The organism is Limnohabitans sp. 2KL-51 (genome assembly GCF_003063645.1).
Taxonomy (GTDB): Bacteria; Pseudomonadota; Gammaproteobacteria; order Burkholderiales; family Burkholderiaceae_C; genus Limnohabitans_A.
Genome location: NZ_NESJ01000005.1, coordinates 42,789 through 64,057 on the forward strand (window position 1 = coordinate 42,789; position 21,269 = coordinate 64,057).

Sequence of the window (21,269 nt, forward strand, 5' to 3'; positions counted from 1 at the left end):
TTCGCCGTGCGCGTGCCCAGCCACCGCAGGGATGGCCTTGTTTGATTTTCAGTGGTGGTGCCCCACCACCTCGCCAGCTTTGAGTTTGTACAAGGTGCCGCAATAAGGGCACTTGGCCTGGCCGGTTTTGGCCACGTCCAGGTAGACCTTGGGGTGGCTGTTCCAGATTTTCATGTCGGCCTTGGGGCTTGGGCAGAACACACCGCCCTGGGGGTTCAGGTCGGCGGTCAGCAGTTCAACAGTCGCGGTGCTCATGGTTCAAACCTGGGTCAGCCAATGCGCGTACTTGGGGTTGCGGCCGTTGACGATGTCAAAGAAGCCGCTCTGGATTTTTTCGGTGATCGGGCCGCGGCTGCCCACGTAATCGCCCTTGCCCAGCTCGATGCGGTCAAGTTCGCGAATCGGCGTGACTTCGGCGGCAGTGCCCGTGAAGAACGCTTCGTCAGCGATGTAAACCTCGTCACGCGTGATGCGCTTTTGCACGATCTCCAGACCCAAATCTTTGGCGATGTGGAACACCGTGTTGCGGGTGATGCCGTTCAGGGCGCCGGCTGACAAATCGGGCGTATAGATCACACCGTTTTTGACCACAAAAATGTTTTCGCCAGCGCCTTCGGACACAAAGCCCGAAGTGTCGAGCAGCAGGGCTTCGTCGTAGCCTTCGTCGGTCACTTCCATGTTGGCCAAAATGCTGTTGGTGTAGTTGCTCACCGCCTTGGCCTGCGTCATGGTGATGTTGACGTGGTGGCGGGTGTAGCTGCTGGTTTTCACGCGGATGCCGCGCTTCATGCCTTCCTCGCCCAAATAGGCGCCCCAGGTCCAGGCGGCGACCATCAGGTGGATGGTGTTGCCTTTGGGGCTGACGCCCAGCTTTTTGTCGCCAATCCAGGTCAGGGGCCGGATGTAACCGCTTTCCAAGTTGTTCTCGCGCACCACGGCGCGTTGCGCTTCGTTGACCTGATCTTGCGTGAAGGGGATGTTCATGCGCAAAATTTTGGCGCTGTTGAACAGGCGCTCGGTGTGCTCTTGCAGGCGGAAGATGGCGGTGCCTTGCTCGGTTTTGTAGGCGCGCACGCCCTCAAAAGCGCCGCAGCCGTAGTGCAAGGTGTGGCTCAGCACATGGATCTTGGCATCGCGCCAATCGACCATCTGGCCGTCCATCCAGATTTTGCCGTCACGGTCTGACATGGAGGGAATGACAACGCTCATGAAAGTGTCCTTTGAAGAAGGGGCATTAAATTAGTGCAAAAAGAGATTTTAAGGGTTTGGCTGCTCGGGCCGCTGCAGTGTCCATTCGGTCAGCTTGCCGCCCACAAAGGTGCAGCTCACGCTCGACTGGCCGGTGTCGGTCCAGCGGTAGACCTCGGGTTGGGCGTCTTTTTCGGTTTGCAGCTCGCCCAGGGCGCGGGTCATGGCGATCACATGCATCAAGGTGGCGCCTTTTTTCAGCTTGGCATTGAGCATCACCGCGCTGGCCACATGGCCGATCGGGCGGTCGGCAGCTTTTTTGAGGATGGTGAGCAAGCGCGTGAAGTGCAGCAGCACCCACATGACGATGCCGCCCACGGCCAGGGCAATGCCCGGCCAGCCAAAGGCTTGCCAAGCCCCAACGGTCAGGACGGCGATGGCGGCGAGGGTGAGGATTCGGGTGAAATTCATGGGGGCCGATTGTGCCTTGCTGACGCAGTGGGGGTCGCCATCAGCTGGATTTTTTCAGAGCCAAGGCCAGGTCGTACAAGGTGTTTTTGGATTCGCCCGAGATCTCGGCCGCCAGTTTGACCGCTGTTTTGAGGGGCAATTCGGGCAGCAGCAGATGCAAGACCCGCAAGCCCTCACCCGTGGTGTCGTCCACCGGCGCGTCATGCAGCACCAGCACAAATTCACCCCGCAGGCGCTCGGGCTTTTCGGCCAGCCAAGCGCTCAAATCTTGCGCGGGCAGGGTTTCGATTTGCTCGAATTGCTTGGTCAGCTCGCGCCCCAGCGTGACGCGGCGCTGGCCCAACACGGCCAGCGCCTGGGCCAAGGCTTCGATGCGGTGCGGCGCCTCCAGCAGCACCACGGCGCGGCTTTCTTGGGCCAGCTGTTGCACGGCCAATTGGCGTTCGGTGGCTTTGCTGGACAAAAATCCGGCAAACACAAAGCCGCTGTCACCGGTCATCCCCGATGCGCTCAGAGCAGTGGTCACGCTGCTGGCGCCGGGCAAGGGCATCACCCTAAAACCAGCCTGCCGCACAGCGGCCACCAGCCGCGCTCCCGGGTCGCTGATGGCGGGGGTGCCTGCGTCGCTCACATAGGCTACGCGCAGGCCTTGGCCCAAGCGCTCCAGCACGTTGTGGGCGGCTTCGGCTTCGTTGTGTTGGTGCACCGCCAACAGTTGGCTGCCCGGGCGGTCCAGCCCGTAGGCGCGTAACAATTGCTGCGTGTGGCGGGTGTCTTCGCAGGCCACCACGTCTACCCGGGCCAGCACATGCAAGGCGCGCAGGCTGATGTCGGCCAGGTTGCCAATCGGGGTGGCCACGACATACAGTGTGCTGGCTGGGTGGTTTTGTGCACCAGCGGCTTCGTGCGCAGCAGCCAAGGCGTTGGCAAACGAGGCAGACAAGGGAGACGGAGTCAATGCAATTCCTCAAAAAAGACAAAGTGGGTCAGCCCTCTACCAAAGCCCGGGGCGACGCGGGCGAAGACGAGGCGTTGGCCTTTTTGCAAGCACGCGGCTTGCGGCTGCTGCAGCGCAATTATCGGACCCCGGGCCGAGGCGGGGGCGAAATAGACCTGATCATGCAAAGTCCGGACGGCACGGTGGTGTTTGTCGAGGTGCGAAAACGCAGCCGAAGTGACTTTGGCGGTGCGGCCGCCACCATCGGGGCTGTCAAACAGCGGCGCATTGTGTTTGCGGCCCGGCATTACCTGCTCAGTTGGCGGAAACTGCCGCCTGCCCGCTTTGATGTGGTGACGCTGGAAGGCCAGGGGCCGCAGTGGCTGCAGGCGGCCTTTGACGCCAGCCAGTGATTCGGCTCCTTGAAGTCTTCAGCAGCATCCAAGTGATCGCATTTTTGTAGCAGCCCACCCCTGTGGGCGATGGGTTTTTTGTGGGAGCCCACCCCTGTGGGCGATGGACGTGGAACACGTCCTGCAAACCATCGCCCACAGGGTGGGCTCCTACAAAGTCAACAATAGCCGCATGGACGAAACCCACATGGGCCATTCAAACTTCATCAAGCCGTATCCATAAAGCAGCTTTGACCGCGCATCGCAAGTGATTGGGCACACACACTCGGGCTAAATAGGCTCTGCCCCGGGCTGGCGGGGTTATCATGCCGGCTTATGTTAGACCTGCGCATACAACAGCATTTCATCGACAGTGCCGACCTGCACTACCAGGTGGCCGATGGCTTGGCCAAGCCTGTTGATGCGGCTGTTCAGGCCGTTTTGGCTTGCGTCACTGGTGGCGGCAAGGTGCTGACGGCTGGGCTGGGTGCATCGGCGGGTCTGGCGCAATATTTGGCGGGGCTGCTGGTGGGCGGCTTTGAGCGAGAAAGACCGGGCCTGTCGGCCATGGCCTTGTCGGCCGATGCCCAGATGGCCACTTTATGGCCCGAAGAGCAGGGGCTGGCCAGCCAGGTGCGTGCCTTGGGCCACACCGGGGATGTGCTCTTTCTCATCAGCTCTCAAGGCTCGGAAAACGCCATGGTGCAGGCGGTGCAAGCCGCGCACGAGCGTGAAATGAGCGTGGTGGCACTCACAGGTCACCAGGGCGGCGCATTGGCCCGCCAACTGCGCGAGACCGATGTGCATGTGTGCGTGCCCCACGAGCGCGTGGCCCGAATTCGCGAGGTGCAGCAGTTGGTGCTGCACTGTTTGTGTGATGGCATTGACACCCAGTTGTTGGGTGAACAGGAGTCTTATTAAATGAAACGTCAACTTCAAACAGTGGTCTATGGTGCCGTGTTGCTGGCCTCTTTGGCCAGCCTGAGCGCTTGCGCGCCTTTGATCGTGGGGGGCGCTGTCATGACCAGTGTGATGGTCACTGACCGCCGCACCACAGGCACGCAGGTCGAAGACGAGAGCATCGAGATCAAAGTGGCCAGCGCCGTGCGCCAAGACTTGGGTGATCGCGTTCACCTCAATGTGACCAGCTTCAACCGCCAAGTGCTGCTCAGTGGCGAGGTGCGCACCGCGGCCGACAAGGAGCGTGCCGAAAAACTCGCTTCGAGCCAAGAAAACGTGAACGCGGTGGTCAACGACTTGGTTGTGATGCCTGTCAGCTCACTGACCCAGCGCTCCAAGGACATCGTCATCACCGGCAGGATCAAGGCGGCCTTTGTGGACGCCAAGGATTTGCAGGTCAACGCCGTCAAGGTGGTGACGGAGCGCGGCATCGTCTACTTGATGGGCCGCGTGACGGCGCGCGAGGCCAAACGCGCCACGGACATCGCCCGTGGCATGAGCGGCGTGACCAAGGTGGTGCGCGTCTTTGAGGAAATCTCGGAGCAAGAACTCCAGCGCCTGAGCCGCCCCACCCGATAAGCTCCTGTCGAGAAAGCTCGTTTGATCATGTGGCGTTTCATCGCGTTGTTCCTGATTGTTTTGGCCGTGCTTTTTGGCATCGAAAAGCTCAACCCCGTGCAGGTGGCCCTGATCACCCCTTGGACCAGCTTTTTGGCGTGGTTCAGTGCAGGCATCATGACCGTCTTCGATTCGGACGTCATCAGCCACGGCCGCGTCATCCAGAGCCAAGCCGCAGGCTTTGGTGTCTCGATTGAAGCCGGGTGCAACGGTGTCGAGGCCGTCCTCATCTTGATCGCGGGCATGGTGGCATTTCCATCGCCGCTCAGGCTCAAGCTGGCGGGCATTGCGGCCGGTTGCATTGCTGTGCAGGCGGCCAACATCTTGCGCGTGATCAGCCTGTATTACTTGGGCAAGTGGGACAAAGAGGTGTTTGACTTTGCGCACCTGTACCTGTGGCAGGCGCTGATCATGCTGGATGTGCTGGTGGTGTGGTTGCTGTGGATTCGGGCCGTGGCCCGAAACCAAGGGGCCAACCTTGCCGTATAGCCGTCTGTTTCGCTTTCTGGTGACCAGTGTGCTGGCGCTGGTGGTGCTGATCATCCCCTGGTACTACCTGTCGCCCTACCTAGCCGCCCCGGTGATTTCAGTGGCGGGTCAACTCATGGACTTCATGTTTGTCTGGGTGCAGGGCTATGAGCGCCATGAGACCGTGGGCACCCTGATCACCTCTTTGAAAGTGCTGGTCAACCAGCAAGGGCGCATGGTCATTGGCGAGTTGGCCCCCGAGGTCAACTACCGAACCTTTGGTTACGGGCTGGTGCTGTTTTGGGCCCTGCTGATTGCATCGCGCCCTGTCGGCATGTGGGGCAAGATGGCACTGGGCACCTTGATTTTGGTGCCGTCTCAGGTCTTCAGCATGTGCTTTCGCTGGCTGCGCGAGGCTTTGTTGAGCGGCGGTGTGGAAAGGGTCAGCTACACCGGCGTGCCCCGCTGGATGCTGGAAGTCATCGCCTATTTCGACCAACTCGGCTTCCTGGTCATCACGCCCCTGATGCCGGTCATTTTGTGGCTGATTCTGGACCGCGCCTTCCTCCGCCAGCTGTGGGTGGAAATGGTGCTGGTGGGGGCCGCCGAGGCGGGCCAGCGCAGCAAGCCTCAGTAAATAAAGCGGCTACAGCTGCCTTCGTAGGAGCCCACCCTGTGGGCGATGGCTTGCACGGCGTGTGCCACCCCCATCGCCCACAGGGGTGGGCTCCTACAAAAAACTTCGCCCGAGATGACAAAACTCAGCCCCAAAAACCCCCGCCGTGACGGCGTTTGTCTGTGACAACGGGCTTCTGGGTCAAGCGACCAACAAAGTGCAGCGCTGAATCTTTGACAAGGCATCCCCCATTTTTTCGCGCGCCACGGCCATGTCGTAATTACTCTGGCCACGCAGCCACCAGCCATCGCTCAATCCAAAATAGCGGCACAAGCGCAAGTCCGTGTCGGCGGTGATGGACCTTTTGCCTGCCACGATGTCGCCAATGCGCTGGGCGGGCACGCCAATGTCTTTGGCCAAGCGGTACTTGCTCAAACCCATCGGCTTGAGGAACTCTTCTTCCAGCATTTCGCCGGGTGTTACAGGTGCAACGGTTCTCATGTTGAATCCCCTTGAGTCAGTGGTAGTCGACAATTTCGACATTGAAAGCACCTTCTGCGGTCCATTTAAAGCACACGCGCCATTGGTCATTGATGCGGATGCTGTACTGGCCTTTTCGGTCGCCTTTCAGGGCTTCTAGTCGATTGCCCGGTGGTGCTCTTAAATCTTCCAAAATGATCGACCAATCCAGCTGTTCCAGTTTGCGCAGAGCTGGGCGTTCGATGGCCACCCAACGTGCCACACGCACACCTTCAAACAGCTTTTGCGTGTCTGTGCATGAAAAAGAGCGGATCGCCATCCCTTGCATAATAACGCCATGCGTTACTGTTTGGCAAGTCCAAGGTAACCATACGTCCATATGGGGCGCCAGCTGATCTGGATGCCTTCACCAGATGCAAGGGGCCAGCGATTCTTGTCCGAACCGAGGCCTAAAACCAAGGGGCTTGGGCATGTGGGGCAAGATGGTGCTGGAGGGGGCTGCTAAGGTTGTCTTGGTAGGAGCCCGCCGAAGCGGGCTGGGTCACAAGACATAAGTACTGTCAGCTTTGACGGCGAATCCGGGTGAAGGCGAACATGCCCATCAAGCTGGCCAGGAAGATCATGGCCCATTCGGACAAAGTGGGGATGGGAGCCGCAGTGGCAGAAGCAGGTGTCATACACAAGCCCGCTTAAAAAGTTCCACCAGCCCCTGCTTGATTGCTGGTGATGGAACTGACTGAGGAGGGCGCATTGGCAAAAGAAAAATAACTGGTGCCATCTGCAGCAGCACTTGTATTCGTTGAGGCACCGGAACCTGACAAGACGTAACCAGGTGATAACTCAGATGCACTTAAAGAGTAAGGGGTGGAGCCGCCATTGAAAACAAACGAGACGACTTCATAGGGCGCATTGTTTAGGCCTTGGATACTTATAGAAAAGTCTGCGGGTGTTGCTGCAGGTGAAAAACTGAACGTGCATGAATGATTCCAGTTTTGGATCCGAGCTTGGTTCACACCCGTTTGCGCGCCATTACTACACGAAGCAGTGACTGCAAATGCACCGATGGTCCCCGTCTGACCAGTACAAACTTGAGCAAATGAAAAAGTTGGCGAGACCAAGCAGACAGCTAAGATCGGTTTTAAAAAATGCAGATTCATGTTGTTGGTTGGGACAGATTTTTTGACCATTTCAGTTGTCAATTCCATATTACTTTCCTCAGAATTAGTGTGATTAATTCTAAAATCTACACGTTCAATGGACGTTGATGCTTTGCCCACGTCAGAAGTTCCAGCTAGGCAAATCTTTCGCTCTTGATCAGCGTTATCTTCCCCGCGCTGTGAGGTCGGTGCGCAATTTGCGATCACGGTCTTGGTGCCGGTCACACACTGCGTCTTCATGCGTCTGCGGATAGGTCTCCATGCGCAGCATCTTGCGCTCCGCAGGGCGCTGGCTGATATAAGTTTCTCCACACCGAAAGCCAGTCGGGGCAGAGTCGGTGACCAAAACATGGGCGCATGAAATGCACGACTTGGGCATAGGCAAATGGGACGGTTTGGGGTGGCGCACCCCGGTGAACTTGGACGGCGTTGTTTTAATTTTCAGAAACACGACAGCCCGAAAAAAAGCCCGCCGAGGCGGGCTTATTCAGTTGACCCAAGTCCGATCAGCTTTGACGGCGAATCCGGGCAAATGCGAACATGCCCATCAAGCTGGCCAGCAATATCATGGCCCATTCGGACAAGGTGGGAATGGGGGCCGCAACCGGGGTTTCATATGTGAACAGCGTGTTGGCAGCATTGGTTCCTCCGGGTGTAGTAACAAGTACGCTCGCTGTGCCCGCTGTGCCGGCAGGCGTTGTGCAAGTAGCCGAAGTGGCTGAAGCCGAGACGCTGGTACAAGCCGCCCCGCCAACAGTGATGGAGGTGGCACCCGTTAAGTTGGTACCAGTCAATGTGACAGAAGTGCCACCTGTAGTCGAACCTTGCACAGGAGTAATTGATGTAACAGTTGGTGCCGGAGTAGCTAGTATTGACGGGTAAGTAAACGATCCAGCCCAAGTGGCGGTGGCGGCGGGATATGCATTTCCAATCCAGAGTTTCATACCGAATAAAGGGATGGGTGTAGTCAGATTTACGGCTCCAGTTCCAGGTACTGCCAGACCCGGAGTCCAATTTGCCATCGCTGGTGCAGTTAATCCCCCAGCGTTGTCAGTAACAAAAACAGCGTTTGCTGAGGTTGGCGTCGCTGGGGCAACTGCAACTGCCAAATCTTCAAGCACTGATCCGCCAGAAGCGACATAGTTTGTCATTGTTATTGAAAAAGAAGAAAGCGTTGTTCCTGCAGCGAAACCGCCAACTGGCGTAATGTCTATGAATTGATTGGGACCTAGAGTATTGTTAAAAGGTATGGTTACCTGGGCGTTGACCAAACTTACAAAGAAAAATGAAATTACTGCTAAAAGTTTAAGAAAAAATCTCATGATCACTCCGAGTTTATGAATTTTTTAGATTCTATACATTTTCCGGTAATGTTTATACGATTTGTAGTTATTCTTGAAAAATTTCTTTAAGCCAACGTCAATCTCTGATCAGAGTTTTGCAGTTGATTGCGGCTGATGATTTCGTTCAATGGCTGAAACAAATCCGCCAAACTGATCGCTTGCAACAACGCAACACACCACAAGCCCGAGTTCTCGTGATCGAGGACGAAGCCGTCTTGCGCGACAAGGGCGGCAGCATCACCATTTACCTGGGTCAGAACCCAGAGCATTACGACTACCGTTGGCTTGATGTTTTAGTGCGACCCGCGCGCACAAAGCGTGCTGCGAGTTGGGCGTCACACCTCTGCTGAACACTGCACGCAGGCTCGGCTAGGCCTTCACGGACAGCCTGACCTTTAATTGGTAACCTCGGGCCAAGCGGCTTTCATCAACTCAGTATCAAGATGAGATGAACCGGTGCTGTTTCATGGGTTAACGCTCCATGTCTGTGGATCAGCGGTTGTGAATGTCCTTACCAAGTGTCGATGGCCAGCGCGCCATCGTCGGGCCGAACCCGCCCAGCCTCCAGACCCGCCACCAACCACGCCCGCGTTTCGGCTGGGTCGATTACCGCGTCGATCTCCAGCGTGGCCGCCATGTTGATCGCGCTGCCGTTGTCGTGCTGCTGTGCCAACAGCTGGTCAAACAAAGCCTCTCGATCAAGGCCTTCGGGCACGGCCTCCAGCTCTTTGCGGTAACCCAGCCGCACCGCACCTTCCAGGCCCATGCCGCCAAATTCTCCCGTGGGCCATGCCACGGTGGCCAGCGTTTCGTGAAAGCCCCCGCCCGTCATGGCCATTGCGCCCAAGCCATAGCCCTTGCGCAGCACCACGCTGAGCAGCGGCACCCGCAGGTGCGCGGCCGCCACAAACATGCGTGAGACATGGCGCACCTGTGCTGTGGCTTCGGTGTCCGGCCCGACCATGAAGCCGGGTGTGTCCACCAAGCTCACGATGGGCAGGCCATGCCCATTGCACAGCTGCATGAAGCGGGCGGCTTTGTCGGCAGCATCGGCGTCGATCGCGCCACCCAGGTGCAGCGGGTTGTTGGCCATCAGGCCAACTGGGTGGCCACCAATGCGCGCCAGCGCGGTGTGGATGCCCACGCCAAAGCCGGTGCGCAAATGCAGCAAGCTGCCCTCGTCGGCGATGCCCTGCATGGCGGCGCAGGTGTCGTATACACGCAGGCGGTTTTCGGGCACGACATGGCGCAGGGCCTCGGCGGGCGGGGCTTGCCATTCGGTTTGCGCGCCTTGAAAAAACGACAGGTAATGCCGCGCTGCCGACACCGCCTGCGCTTCGTCATCCACCAACACATCGATCACGCCGTTGCCGTGCTGCAATTCGCTCGGCCCGATCTGTTCGGGCTTGAACAAGCCCAGCCCCCCGCCTTCGACCATGGCCGGGCCACCCATGCCGATGTTGCTGCCTGCCGTCGCAATGATCACGTCACAGCAACCCAGCAAAGCCGCGTTGCCCGCAAAGCAGCGCCCCGCCACCACGCCCACCACCGGCACCCGGCCGTTCAGGCGCGCAAACGAGGCGAAGGTGGCCAGGTTCAGGCCCGCCACGATGGCCACATCGACATCACCCGGCCTGCCGCCGCCGCCTTCGGCGAACAGCACCACGGGCAGCTTGTTTTGCAAGGCCACGCCCAGCATGCGGTCGGTTTTTTGGTGGTTGCGCATGCCTTGCGTGCCCGCCAGCACGGTGAAGTCATAGGCCATGACGGCCACCCGCCGCCCATTCACGCAGCCGATGCCGGTGACCATGCCGTCGGCGGGCGTGTTGCGCATCAGGTCGTCGGCACTGCGGCGGCGGCTTTGCGCGGCCACGGCCAATGCGCCGTATTCCACAAAAGAATCCGGGTCGCACAGATCGGCGATGTTTTCGCGCGCGGTGCGCAGGCCATTTGCATGGCGCTTGGCCACCGCTTCGGGGCGCTGCGCGTCGAGCGTGAAAGCAAGGCGGTCTTGCAGTTTTTTCAGGTCGGCCCGTTCGGCAGGTGACACCGCAGGCTCAACAAGCTGGGGCTGATCGGGCACAGCGCTGGCCACAGACTCAGACATCGGTGCCAATGTCACCAGCACATCGCCATCCCCAACCGTCTCGCCCGCCTGGAAGTACAGCTCGGCCAAGCGCCCGGCATGGGGCGCCCGTATTTCGTGCTCCATCTTCATGGCTTCCAGAATTACCAGCACATCGCCTGTGGCCACGGCATCACCGGCAGCCACCAGCCACTGCACCACTTGCGCTTGAAGGGGGGATCGAATGTCTTGCATTCGGCGATTGTGCGGCGCGCCCCGAAGTGCAAACGGTCAAGTTCGGGACAATGGGCGAGGCCTTTTCATCGCCGGCATCCCTTGGGCCGCCAGCGTGGCGGGTCAGTGCCCGCTGGTGGCGCTGCGCACCCGTGCCACGTCTTTTTCGAGTGATGGCCAGGCGGGTTGGTCCGGGGCATAGCGCTGGCGCATGTAGCGCGCCAGATCGGCGATTTGCCGGTCATTGAGTGCATGCCTGAAACCCGGCATGAAACCCACTTGTGGCCCCGGCACCTCTTGCACGCCATCCAGAATGACGCGCAGCAGGTTGTCAGGCCGTTCGCTGTGCAGATTGGTGTTCAGCGCCAAAGGCCGGTTCACGCCCAGCAGCTTGGGCCCATCGCCTTCGTGGTGGCAGGCGCTGCAAGCGCCATCAAACAAACGCTGCCCGGTGCTGCCCACCAACCGGGTGCGCTGCTCGGCCGCTTGTTGCACCACCTGCCTGGCCAGGCTGGCGCTGTCGGTCTCGGGCGGGTTGAAGCTGGCCAAGTAGGTGGCCATGGCGCGGATGTCGCTGTCGGGCACCTGGGCCAGTTGCTGCACCACCGGAGCCATGGAGCCTGCAGCCATGCCATGGTGTTCGGTGTGCCCATGGCGCAGGTAGCGGAACAGCTCTTCGGCGCTCCAGGGCACGGGCGCGCGCGACAAAGCCGTGAGGGCTGGGGCTTCCCAGCCGTCCACCATGGCACCGCTCAAAAATGCCTGGCCGCTGCGCTCTGCGCCCAAGGCATTGCGCGGTGTGTGGCAAGCACCGCAGTGGCCCACGCCATTGACCAGATAAGCCCCTCGGTTCCATTCGGCAGATCGGTCCGGGGTGGGCACCCAGGGCTTTGCATCGTGGAACAGGCCATTCCAGGTCGCCATCAAGGCCCGCTGGTTGTAAGGAAAGGCCAGCGATGTGGTGGGCGGCGCTGACGCCACGGCAGGCTGGGCCATCAGGTAGCCGTACAGCGCCATCAGATCGTCGTCGCTCATTTTGGCAAACGAGGTGAAAGGAAAGGCCGGGTACAGATGCCGCCCATCACGGGAGATGCCTTCGCGCATGGCCCGCTGAAAGGCGCTGAAAGACCACCGGCCGATGCCGTGCTCGGGGTCAGGTGTGAGGTTGGTGCTGAAGACTGTGCCAAAAGGCGTGCTCATGGCGCGGCCCCCGGCATTGGGCACGCCGCCCGGTGCGGTGTGGCACACCACGCAGTCCCCCGCGGCCGCCAACTGACGGCCCCGCTCAATCGTTTCGGCGGTGTACAAAGTGCCGGGGCTGTAGCTGACCGGCGCAATGGCCGCACGCCCGCCCAGCAGCGCAAAAGCGGTGCCCAAAACCCCCACCAAAACCGCACCTGCACGCGACCAGACAGGCCAACGCTTTGGCCAGCGCACGCCTTGCGGCATCACCGTGGGCGCGCGTGCGGGCTGGGGCGTCGGCGACTCGGTGGGGGGCGCGTCGCCGTGCAAGGCCGCTCGCACACGCTCGGGGGTGAAGGGTGGCTCACGAAAGCGCACGCCGGTGGCGTCAAAAATCGCATTCGCAATGGCTGCCGTGCCGGGCACCGAAGAAGACTCCCCTGAGCCCAGGGGAGCTTCATGCTGGCGGGGCATGGTGACGACTTCGACCACCGGCACGTTGCGGAAACTCAAAATCGGGTAACTGCCCCACTCTTGTGTGGCCACGGTGTTTTTGAGCGGCTCGATCTGCACTTGCTCGTGCAATGCGCGGCTGGTGGTCTGCAACACGTTGCCATGGATCTGGTGCTCCACGCCTGCAGGGTTGATCATCATGCCGGCGTCATGGCCCACCACCACGCGGCTGACATGCACCTCGCCCGTGCGCCGGTTGACCTCGACATCGGCCACCCAAGCTGCCCAGGCCGCGCCAAAGCCCGGCCATTTGCTGTGCACATAGCGCGCGTAGGCCACGCCCTGGCCCCGCACCACGTCACCGTTTGTGCCCGCCACCGCTTGCTGCCGGGGGCCTGTGCGCACCTGCCAGCCTGCGCGCTCGGCGGTGGTCGCCAGCAGCTCGGCGGCACGCGGGTCTTTGAGGTACTGCAAACGGAATTCAACCGGGTCCACCCCGGCGGCTGCCGCCAACTCGTCGATGTAGCTTTCGTGGGCAAAGGAGTTGGGCAAGGCCGACACGCCACGCAGCCAGGAGGCCCGCAAAATGGGGGCCATGTCGTTAACACTCACCCGCAAGTGGGTGTAGTCATAGGGCGGCCGGGCGGTGCGGTCACCCATTTCATAAGCTTGCGCCAGAGGCTCCACCGTGCGGGTGAGCAAGAGCGCCAATGTGGGCGCGCCGTTGGAGGGGTAGCTGGTTTCAAAATCATAGGCCGCCACCGAACCATCGGCATTCAGCCCGCCGCGCACGTCCATCAGCTGGGCTGCGCCCTTGGGCTCCCAGGCATGTTCTTGTTCGCGCGTGAGTTGCACCCGCACAGGCGCGCCCACGGCGCGGGCCAGCAAGGCGGCATCTGCGGCCACATCGTCAGCGCCGTTGCGGCCATAGCAGCCGGCCGCTTCCATGCGGACCACATCAATGGCGGTGTCGGCCAGGCCCATGAGGCGAGCCAGGTCGGCGCGCAGCACATGCGGGTTTTGAGTGCCCGCCCAGACGATGAGGCCCGGCTGTTGTGGAGACGAAGCATCGGTTGCTTGATCCTGCCAAAGCGCCACGGCACAAGACGGGCCAATCGAGCCATGCAGCTGGTAAGGCCACACATAGGTGCGCGACAAACGCTGTGACGCCTGGGCCAGAGCCGCGTCCACATCGCCCTCGTCCACCAGTCGGCGCTGGGTGGACGGGTTGTTGCGCAGGGCTTGCTCAACGTTGCCGAGTTCAGGCAGTCCGGGCCAGTCTTTCCATTGCACGCGCAACTCGCGCATGGCTTGTTCGGCCTGTTCTTCGCGCTCGGCGACCACCCCCACAAAATCACGGATCACGACCACCGCACGCACACCGGGGATGTGCGCGATGGAGGACTCGTCCACCGACGCCAGCGTGTTGCCGATGAAGTCACCATGGTCAGCCCCGGCATACGGGGGCCGCACCACCCGCCCGTGCAGCATGCCGGGCACACGCATGTCGTGCACAAACACCTGCTCACCGCTGACTTTGGCAGGAATGTCCACCCGCTGCACGCTTTGACCGATGAGGCGGTGCTCACTGGCAGGCTTCAAAGGTGTCGTCAGCTCCAAAGTCAGCGCGACGTGTTGCGCCTGCAGCAGCTGGCCATAGGGGCATTGACGCGAAGGATCTGAACGCGAGGACACCACACCGCCTTGCACCTGCAGATCATCGGCCGGAACACCCAGCGCAACTGCGGCCTGGGCCAACAACCAGGCCCGGGCCTGCGCCGCAGCCGCTCGCAAAGGCACGGCATGAATTTGCAGCGTGGCACTGGCAATCGTGGCCCCCTGATTGGGTGCCAGCGCGGTACTGCCCAGCACCGTGTGCACCTGGGACAGCGCCACGTCCAGCTCGTCGGCCACCAGCTGCGACAGCGCGGTGCGAATGCCCGTTCCCAAGTCCACATGGCCGTTGAGCGCGGTGACGCTGCCGTCGTCCCACACCGCCAACAAAATCTCGACGCCCTCGGCCGGGTTGCTCGGGACCGCCATCGGTTGGCCCTTGACGGGCGGTGGTGGGGGCGGCGGCTCACGCGTGATGAGCAACACGCCTTGTGCCGCATGAAAATCAGCGCGGCGTTGTGGCCATTCGGCTCGGCGTGTCATGTCGGTTGGCCCATGCGTTCGGCAGCCAACAACACCGCCTGGATGATTTCAAGGTGCGTGCCGCAGCGGCACAGATTGCCTGACAACTCTCTGCGCACATCGGCCTCACTCGGGTTGGGATTTCGGGCCAGCAAGGCCGCTGCCATCATGACCATGCCATTGAGGCAATAACCGCACTGTGCAGCTTGGGCATCGACAAAAGCTTGCTGCACCGGGTGCAATTGGCCAGCTTGCGCGTGCAGTGCAGGCAAGCCCTCGAGCGTGGTGATGCTGCGCCCGGCGACCCCATGTGCGGGGATCACGCAGGCCCGCGCAGCCACCCCGTCCACCCACACGGTGCAAGAACCGCATTCGCCCAGGCCGCAGCCGTATTTGGGGCCGTTGAGCTGGAGGTCATTGCGCAGCAGCTGAAGCAAATTGGTACGGCGCGTGGTCTCGGTCAACGCATGCCGTACCTGATTGACTTGGACAAAGGCTTCGGTCATGGCGAGGGCAAGGTGGGATCAGGCAGTTCAAACGCTCAGATACGAGCGCCTGACTTCTTCGTTGGCGGCCAATTCCTGCATGCTCGCCTGGTAGCGGATCTGGCCTTTTTCGAGCACATAGGCCCGGTCTGACACCAGCTCGGCGAAGTGCATGTTTTGCTCGGACAGCAAGATGCTCACACCTTGGGCTTTGAGCGCCAAAATCATCTGCACCATCTGCTCCACAATGACCGGCGCCACGCCTTCAGAAGGCTCATCGAGCAGCACCAAAAACGGATTGCCCATGAGGCTGCGCGCCACAGTGAGCATTTGTTGCTCGCCGCCGCTCATGCTGCCACCGGGGCGCTGGGGCATTTCGCCCAGGTTGGGAAAAAGCTTAAACAGGCGTTCGGGCGTCCAGTGGGGTGCGGTGGTGCCATCGGGCCATTGTCGAATGCGCTGCCGACCCACTTCCAGGTTTTCCATGACGGTGAGGTCGGTGAACACCCGGCGGTCTTCCGGCACAAAGCCCAAGCCCAGCCGCGCCGCATGGTGGGGTTCGCTGTGCGACAGGTCATGCCCCATGAATGTGATCTGCCCGCGTCTGCGGCCGAGCATGCCGATCAAGGCCTTGAGGGTGGTGGATTTGCCCGCGCCGTTGCGCCCCATGAGGGCAACCACCTCGCCACGGCGCACCTGCAGGTCCACGTCGTACAGGATTTGCGCTGCGCCATACCAAGCGGCCAGGCCTTTGGCGTCGAGCAGAATGTCTGAAGTGCTCATGCCTTGCTCTTTTCAAATGTCTTGCCGGTGCCGAAATAGACTTCCTGCACCTTGGGGTGGTCGCGAATTTCCAGGGGTTTGCCTTGCGCAATCAAGCGGCCCCGGGCCAGCACGATCATGCGGTCGGCATAGGCAAACACCACGTCCATGCTGTGTTCGGTGAACAGCACCGCCATGCCGCGCTGGATGACCAGGTCTTTGGTCAGGGCCATGAGTTCGTTGCGTTCTTTGGGCGCCATGCCTGCGGTGGGCTCGTCCATCAACAAGAGCTTGGGGCTGTTGGCCATGGCCACCGCCAACTCCACCCGCTTGATATCGCCATAGGCCAGCACATTGCAAGGTCGGTCGGCCTGCGCCTTCATGCCCACCTGATCGAGCAATGCCAGCGCGTCATCGCGGCGATGGTTCGCAGCGCGCCGCCACATGGACAACAACAGGTCATCGTGTGAAAGCAAAGCCATTTGCACGTTTTCCACCACCGTCAGCGATGCGAAGGTTTCGGCAATCTGAAAGGTCCGCCCCACGCCCTGTCGCCAGATGTCGCGGGGCTTTCGACCCACCAGCTCTTGGCCTTGAAGCTGGATGGAGCCCTGGTCGGCATGCAGCTGACCATTGACCATGTTGAAGGTGGTGGTCTTGCCTGCCCCATTGGGGCCGATCAGGGCCAGCAGTTCGCCCGGGGACAGATCAAAGCTGATGCCGTCTACGGCCTTGACGCCGCCAAAAGACTTGCCCAGGTTGGTCACTTGCAACAGTGGTGCGCTCATGGTGCAGTCCCCCCTGCAGTCGAAGATCTGGACCGCAGTCGCTCCCACAGCCCTTGCACCGATCCGGCAATGCCTTGGGGGAACAACAGCACCAAAATCAGGATGATGGCGCCCAGCATGGCGCGCCAATAATCGGTGTTGCGCGCCACCACGTCATGCAGCCAGGTGAAGCTGAACGCGCCGACCACGGGGCCAGCCAGGGTTTGGATGCCCCCGAGCAAAACCATCACCAGGCCATCCACCGACTTGCCCACACTCAAGGATTCGGGCGAAATGCTGCCCTTGGAAAAGGCATACAACGCCCCCGCCAGCCCGGCCATACCGCCCGCCAAAATGAAGGCCAGCCATTGCATGCGCTTGACATCGATGCCAATCGCATCGGCCCTCAGCACCGAGTCACGCCCTGCGCGCAAGGCATAGCCAAAAGGCGAAAACAAAACACGGCGCAGCCACAACACACCCGCCGCCACCAAGCCCAAAGTGAGCCAGTAGTACATGCGCTTGTCGCTGAACAACTCGGAAGGCCAAACGCCCGTCAAGCCATTGCTGCCACCGGTGAAACTGTCCCACTGGAAGGTGATGGCCCAAGTGATCTGTGCAAAAGCCAGCGTGAGCATGGCCAGGTAAACCCCCGACAGACGCACGGCAAACCAGCCAAAGATCAAAGCACCGAAGGCTGCCACCAGGGGTGCCACCAGCAGCGCCATTTCCATGGACAAACCTAAAGCGCGCACCAGCAGCGCCGCGCCGTAAGCGCCCAAACCAAAGTAAGCCGCATGCCCGAAGGAATGCATGCCCGCAGGCCCCATGATGAAGTGCAAGCTGGCCGCAAACAGCGCTGCAATCAGCAGGTCAATCAAGAGCACCGTGGTGTATGGCGAGCTGGCCGTGAGCAGGGGCATGGCCACCATCACCAGACCCAACACCGATGCGGCTACCAAGAAGGCCTTGCTGGCGGGGCGCAAAGGCTCTTCGCGCATGCCCACATAGCGGCTGGGTGCCTGGGCTTTGCCCAGCAGCCCCCAGGGCCGCCACACCAGCACCACCGCCATGACCAAAAAGTCCACCACCAAGGTGAGCTTGGAAAAAGACACCGACACACCGAACACATCGACCACCCCCAGCCAGATGCACACGGCCTTGACCTCGGCAATCAACAAGGCCGCCAGATACGCCCCGGGGATCGAGCCCATGCCCCCCACGACCACCACGACAAAGGCCGCACCGATGATGTGCAGGTCCATCTCGAGGTTGGCGGGCTCGCGGGGCAACTGCAAAGCGCCACCCAATCCGGCCAGCAAAGCACCCAGCGCAAACACGGTGGTGAACAACCAGGCCTGGTTCACGCCCAAGGCGCTGACCATTTCGCGGTCTTGCGTTGCCGCACGCACCAAGGTGCCAAAACGGGTGCGGGTGAGCAGCAGCCACAGCAGCGCCAGCACCACCGGCCCCGCCACGATCAAAAAGAGGTCATACATGGGAAACTGCCGACCCAAAATAGACACCGAACCCGCCAGGCCCGGCGCGCGTGGCCCCAGCAACTCTTCGGGGCCCCAAAGCCACAGCACGGCGTCTTTGAGCACCAGCACCAACGCAAATGTGGCCAGTAATTGGAATAACTCGGGGGCCTTGTAAATGCGGCGCAACAGCAGCATCTCTATGGCCGCCCCCAGCACACCCACGGCCAATGCAGCCACGGCCAGCGACGGCCAAAACCCGATGCTGCTGGCAAATCGCTCTACCACGCTGTAGGCGATGTAGATGCCCGCCATGAAAAACGAGCCGTGCGCAAAATTCACAATGCGCGTCACACCAAAAATGAGCGACAGCCCTGCTGCTACAAAAAACAAGGACGATGCAGCGGCCAGTCCGTTGAGGAGTTGAACTAAAAATCCGGAAAAGCTCATGAGTCGATCATTTCAAGAAAGGCCCGGTCGTGCCACCCCATGGGGAATGATCCCCAAGGGATGTCCATCACTCAAGCGTGAATCCAATCGATCAGTCAGCGTTGCGCGACTTCTTGACTTCGGCGGCTGGAGGTTGGTACTGCGCACCATCCAGATAACGCGCATCCACCATCACGCCTTTGCCACCTTCGTTCTTGGTGCGGCCCACAAAGGCGCCCATGGTCGACTGGTGGTCTTCAGCGCGGTAAGTGATCTTGCCAAACGGTGTGTCCACCTGCAGGCCACGGAAGGCCACGCGCAGTTTTTCAGAGTCGGCGCTCTGGGCCTTGGCCACACCGGCAGCCACCGACTTGATCATGGCGTAACCCACCACCGAGCCCAGGCGAGGGTAGTCCTTGAACTTGGCTTGATAAGCCTGCAAGAAAGCGTTGTGCTCTCTGGTGTTGTGATTGTTCCAGGGGTAACCCGTCACAATCCAGCCGTTCGGGGTTTCGTCCTTGAGGGGGTCCAGGTACTCGGGCTCGCCGGTCAGCATGCTGACGACTTCACGGCCCTGGAACAAACCACGGGTGTTGCCTTCACGCACAAACTTGGACAGGTCGGCGCCAAACAATACGTTGTAGATCGCATCGGGCTTGGCATCGGCCAGGGCCTGCACCACGCTGCCCGCGTCGAGCCTGCCCAGCGGTGGCGCCTGCTCGGCCACAAACTCCACGTCGGGCTGGGCGGCTTTGAGCAAGGTTTTGAATGCGGCAGCGGCAGACTGGCCATATTCATAGTTGGGGTAAACCACAGCCCAGCGTTTTTTCTTGAGCTTGACCGCCTCAGGCACCAACATGGCCGCCTGCATATAGGTGCCGGGACGCAAACGGAAAGTGTAGGCGTTGCCGCCTTGCCAGGTCAGCTTGTCGGTCAGTGGTTCCCCGGCCAGGAAGAAAGCTTTTTTCTGTTTGGCAAAGTCGGCCACGGCCAAACCGGTGTTGGACAGGAAGGTGCCTGTCAGCACATCGATTTTTTCACGCGAGATCAGCTCTTCGGCCACGCGCACCGCATCACCCGGGTTGGCGTTGTCGTCGCGTGTGATCAGCTCGAATTTCTTGCCCATCACGCCACCGGCCGCATTGATCTCTTCAATGGCCAGCTCCATGCCCTTTTTGTAGGGCTCCAGGAAAGCGGGTTGGGCTTTGTAGCTGTTGAGTTCCCCGATCTTGAAGGTGTTTTGGGCCTGCGTGGGCATGGCGACCCAGGCAAGGGCTGCCAGCGCAATGGCACGGCGTAGAGGGTTGGCTGCTTTCATGAAGGATCTCCTTGGGTGGGGTAAAAAAACGATTTCTGAACGAGGGGGTCTGCGCGTCAGCGCAAACCGTCCTGACCTTGTATCTCATGCACTTGTAAACCGCCGATGCGCGGCAGTGGACGTCCGCTGTCCGTCACCACCACCGCGACCACAATTTCTTGTGCGCGCGGCGCATCGCTCACACGTGCTTCCATGGCATCAAAATGACTGCGCACGAAAGCCGCATCCTTGTGGCCCAAGGGCACATCAATGGCTGTGCCCATGCCGCCACGTTTTTTGGCGGAAGGCACCAGTGCAGCGCCTTTTTCAACGGCTGCACGCAAAGGCGCGCCCAGCTTGGGGTGCAAGATGGCGGCGGCGTGTTCGAGTTCACCGGCTTCCCCAACGATGGCGGCTTTGCCATAACTGTGTGCTTGGCCAGGCTCAATGCCTAAAGCCTGTACGCATTTTTGACCCAGTAAAGCACCCAGCTCTTCACCGATGGCGATCAACTCGTCCAGGTTTTCGCTGTAGCGCCCGGCATAGGGGTTGGCAATCACGGCCATGGCCAAAGCGCGGCGTGTGGGGGGCGTGACGGCACGGCCCATTTCAAGCCGTGTCTCGTCCACTTGAACAATGATTTTTCGGATGTGTGCGGTCATCGAAGACGTCTCCTTGAGGGGTTGTGGGGTGTCGTGCGGAATCAGCGCAGGCCGTTCCACTGGCGGATGTCTTCGGCGCGCAAACCACCCACGCGATCATGGACGCGGTAGCCGGTGGTCATGGCCAGGATGAAGACGATTTCATCGGCCAGCGGCGCGCCAGGCACACGCACCTCAATGGCGTCAAACTGGCCGCGCACATAAGAGGCGTTGATGTTGGTGAGCGGCACGTCCAGCGCAGCACCGGGTGGGCCGACTTTTTTGGTTGAGGGCACGATGGCCAAGGCATTGCCTGGCTGGCCGGTGAGCTTTTCATCGACTTTGCCTGACGTGTAAGCGGCGCGGTCACCCTTCCAGCCCAGCAATTCGCGCATGGCATAGCCACCCGGTACATGCCACAGTGCACCGTGCTCCAGTTCACCGAACTCACCCACAATCGCCCCCTTGCCATACGTGGCAATGCGCTCTGCGGACACATCCATGGCCTCCAGAAGCTGGCGCGCCATGTCAATGCCCACGTCCTGCAAGGCCTCCATCATGGGCAGGATGTTGGGCTCGTAGCGCCCGGCATAGGGGTTGGTCAGCACCGCGCCAATGGCCCCGCGCAGCAGTGGCTGGGCCGGTGCAGGACCGAACTCATGGAAGATTTCTTCTACCTGGGTGAACACGCGTCGTATCTGAATCATTTC

General features: G+C 60.7%; 24 protein-coding genes. 6 read left to right on the forward strand and 18 right to left on the reverse strand.

The window, feature by feature from the left end; translation table 11 throughout:
- Nucleotides 1-48: 48 nt before the first annotated feature.
- Genes B9Z49_RS06275 through rsmI form a run of 4 tightly spaced genes read right to left on the reverse strand, consistent with a single transcriptional unit; the run spans nucleotide 49 to nucleotide 2,602 of the window.
- Entirely contained in the window at nucleotides 49-255 is a 207-nt protein-coding gene (locus B9Z49_RS06275; RefSeq protein ID WP_108352586.1) for a zinc-finger domain-containing protein, read from the reverse strand.
- Nucleotides 256-258: 3 nt separating this feature from the next.
- On the reverse strand, nucleotides 259-1,209 hold the full coding sequence (locus B9Z49_RS06280) for a branched-chain amino acid transaminase (RefSeq protein ID WP_108352587.1): 951 nt from the start codon (nucleotides 1,207-1,209) through the stop codon (nucleotides 259-261).
- Between the two features lie 48 nt (nucleotides 1,210-1,257).
- Nucleotides 1,258-1,659 carry a glycerate kinase gene (locus tag B9Z49_RS06285; RefSeq protein WP_108352588.1) on the reverse strand — a complete coding sequence of 134 codons (402 nt, stop codon included), beginning with the start codon at nucleotides 1,657-1,659 and terminating at the stop codon, nucleotides 1,258-1,260.
- A gap of 40 nt (nucleotides 1,660-1,699) precedes the next feature.
- Nucleotides 1,700-2,602, reverse strand: a complete 903-nt coding sequence (rsmI, locus tag B9Z49_RS06290) for a 16S rRNA (cytidine(1402)-2'-O)-methyltransferase (protein ID WP_108352589.1) — start codon at nucleotides 2,600-2,602, stop codon at nucleotides 1,700-1,702.
- Between the two features lie 14 nt (nucleotides 2,603-2,616).
- Between rsmI and B9Z49_RS06295 the strand changes: the two genes are divergently transcribed.
- From B9Z49_RS06295 to B9Z49_RS06315, 5 genes are all read left to right on the forward strand, one after another.
- On the forward strand, nucleotides 2,617-3,009 hold the full coding sequence (locus B9Z49_RS06295; RefSeq protein WP_108352590.1) for a YraN family protein: 393 nt from the start codon (nucleotides 2,617-2,619) through the stop codon (nucleotides 3,007-3,009).
- Between the two features lie 315 nt (nucleotides 3,010-3,324).
- On the forward strand, nucleotides 3,325-3,909 hold the full coding sequence (locus B9Z49_RS06300; protein ID WP_108352591.1) for an SIS domain-containing protein: 585 nt from the start codon (nucleotides 3,325-3,327) through the stop codon (nucleotides 3,907-3,909).
- On the forward strand, nucleotides 3,910-4,527 hold the full coding sequence (locus B9Z49_RS06305) for a BON domain-containing protein (RefSeq protein WP_108352592.1): 618 nt from the start codon (nucleotides 3,910-3,912) through the stop codon (nucleotides 4,525-4,527).
- A 27-nt stretch (nucleotides 4,528-4,554) separates the two neighbouring features.
- Nucleotides 4,555-5,055, forward strand: a complete 501-nt coding sequence (gene xrtH / locus B9Z49_RS06310) for an exosortase H (protein WP_108352593.1) — start codon at nucleotides 4,555-4,557, stop codon at nucleotides 5,053-5,055.
- Nucleotides 5,045-5,671, forward strand: a complete 627-nt coding sequence (locus tag B9Z49_RS06315) for an exosortase H-associated membrane protein (RefSeq protein WP_146188480.1) — start codon at nucleotides 5,045-5,047, stop codon at nucleotides 5,669-5,671. The genes xrtH and B9Z49_RS06315 overlap by 11 nt, the downstream gene beginning before the upstream one ends.
- Nucleotides 5,672-5,851: 180 nt before the next feature.
- Here B9Z49_RS06315 and B9Z49_RS06320 read toward each other — a convergent pair whose 3' ends face one another.
- The 5 genes from B9Z49_RS06320 to B9Z49_RS06335 form a co-directional block, all read right to left on the reverse strand.
- On the reverse strand, nucleotides 5,852-6,151 hold the full coding sequence (locus tag B9Z49_RS06320) for a HigA family addiction module antitoxin (RefSeq protein ID WP_108352595.1): 300 nt from the start codon (nucleotides 6,149-6,151) through the stop codon (nucleotides 5,852-5,854).
- A gap of 16 nt (nucleotides 6,152-6,167) precedes the next feature.
- The gene (locus B9Z49_RS06325; RefSeq protein ID WP_108352797.1) at nucleotides 6,168-6,449 is read right to left on the reverse strand and encodes a type II toxin-antitoxin system RelE/ParE family toxin; all 282 of its coding nucleotides are present in this window, start codon (nucleotides 6,447-6,449) and stop codon (nucleotides 6,168-6,170) included.
- Between the two features lie 241 nt (nucleotides 6,450-6,690).
- A complete protein-coding gene (locus B9Z49_RS06330) occupies nucleotides 6,691-6,807 on the reverse strand; it encodes an IPTL-CTERM sorting domain-containing protein (RefSeq protein ID WP_108352596.1) in 117 nt (38 codons plus the stop codon).
- Nucleotides 6,808-6,819: 12 nt separating this feature from the next.
- Nucleotides 6,820-7,512 carry a hypothetical protein gene (locus B9Z49_RS21530; RefSeq protein ID WP_146188481.1) on the reverse strand — a complete coding sequence of 231 codons (693 nt, stop codon included), beginning with the start codon at nucleotides 7,510-7,512 and terminating at the stop codon, nucleotides 6,820-6,822.
- A 281-nt stretch (nucleotides 7,513-7,793) separates the two neighbouring features.
- Nucleotides 7,794-8,609, reverse strand: a complete 816-nt coding sequence (locus B9Z49_RS06335; RefSeq protein WP_108352798.1) for an IPTL-CTERM sorting domain-containing protein — start codon at nucleotides 8,607-8,609, stop codon at nucleotides 7,794-7,796.
- Nucleotides 8,610-8,788: 179 nt separating this feature from the next.
- On the opposite strand from B9Z49_RS06335, the gene B9Z49_RS06340 reads away from it, so the two are divergent.
- Nucleotides 8,789-8,980 carry a hypothetical protein gene (locus B9Z49_RS06340; RefSeq protein WP_146188482.1) on the forward strand — a complete coding sequence of 64 codons (192 nt, stop codon included), beginning with the start codon at nucleotides 8,789-8,791 and terminating at the stop codon, nucleotides 8,978-8,980.
- A 161-nt stretch (nucleotides 8,981-9,141) separates the two neighbouring features.
- Here the strand turns inward: B9Z49_RS06340 and B9Z49_RS06345 are convergent, their stop codons facing one another.
- The 9 genes from B9Z49_RS06345 to B9Z49_RS06385 form a co-directional block, all read right to left on the reverse strand.
- Complete coding sequence (locus B9Z49_RS06345; protein WP_369913496.1) at nucleotides 9,142-10,941, reverse strand: carboxyl transferase domain-containing protein; 1,800 nt, start codon at nucleotides 10,939-10,941, stop codon at nucleotides 9,142-9,144.
- A 111-nt stretch (nucleotides 10,942-11,052) separates the two neighbouring features.
- A complete protein-coding gene (locus tag B9Z49_RS06350; protein ID WP_108352599.1) occupies nucleotides 11,053-14,721 on the reverse strand; it encodes a molybdopterin cofactor-binding domain-containing protein in 3,669 nt (1,222 codons plus the stop codon).
- A complete protein-coding gene (locus B9Z49_RS06355) occupies nucleotides 14,718-15,206 on the reverse strand; it encodes a (2Fe-2S)-binding protein (RefSeq protein WP_108352600.1) in 489 nt (162 codons plus the stop codon). The genes B9Z49_RS06350 and B9Z49_RS06355 overlap by 4 nt, the downstream gene beginning before the upstream one ends.
- Nucleotides 15,207-15,233: 27 nt before the next feature.
- On the reverse strand, nucleotides 15,234-15,968 hold the full coding sequence (locus B9Z49_RS06360) for an ABC transporter ATP-binding protein (RefSeq protein WP_108352601.1): 735 nt from the start codon (nucleotides 15,966-15,968) through the stop codon (nucleotides 15,234-15,236).
- On the reverse strand, nucleotides 15,965-16,735 hold the full coding sequence (locus B9Z49_RS06365) for an ABC transporter ATP-binding protein (protein ID WP_108352602.1): 771 nt from the start codon (nucleotides 16,733-16,735) through the stop codon (nucleotides 15,965-15,967). Before B9Z49_RS06365 ends, B9Z49_RS06360 begins: the two co-directional genes overlap by 4 nt.
- Nucleotides 16,732-18,642 carry an ABC transporter permease gene (locus tag B9Z49_RS06370; RefSeq protein WP_108352603.1) on the reverse strand — a complete coding sequence of 637 codons (1,911 nt, stop codon included), beginning with the start codon at nucleotides 18,640-18,642 and terminating at the stop codon, nucleotides 16,732-16,734. The genes B9Z49_RS06365 and B9Z49_RS06370 overlap by 4 nt, the downstream gene beginning before the upstream one ends.
- 91 nt (nucleotides 18,643-18,733) lie before the next feature.
- Nucleotides 18,734-19,939, reverse strand: coding sequence for an ABC transporter substrate-binding protein (locus tag B9Z49_RS06375; protein ID WP_108352604.1), 1,206 nt, complete (start codon nucleotides 19,937-19,939; stop codon nucleotides 18,734-18,736).
- Between the two features lie 56 nt (nucleotides 19,940-19,995).
- The gene (locus B9Z49_RS06380; protein WP_108352799.1) at nucleotides 19,996-20,580 is read right to left on the reverse strand and encodes an amino acid synthesis family protein; all 585 of its coding nucleotides are present in this window, start codon (nucleotides 20,578-20,580) and stop codon (nucleotides 19,996-19,998) included.
- Between the two features lie 41 nt (nucleotides 20,581-20,621).
- Nucleotides 20,622-21,266: an amino acid synthesis family protein gene (locus B9Z49_RS06385; RefSeq protein ID WP_108352605.1), complete on the reverse strand. Its 645-nt coding sequence runs from the start codon at nucleotides 21,264-21,266 to the stop codon at nucleotides 20,622-20,624.
- Between the last annotated feature and the right edge of the window lie 3 nt (nucleotides 21,267-21,269).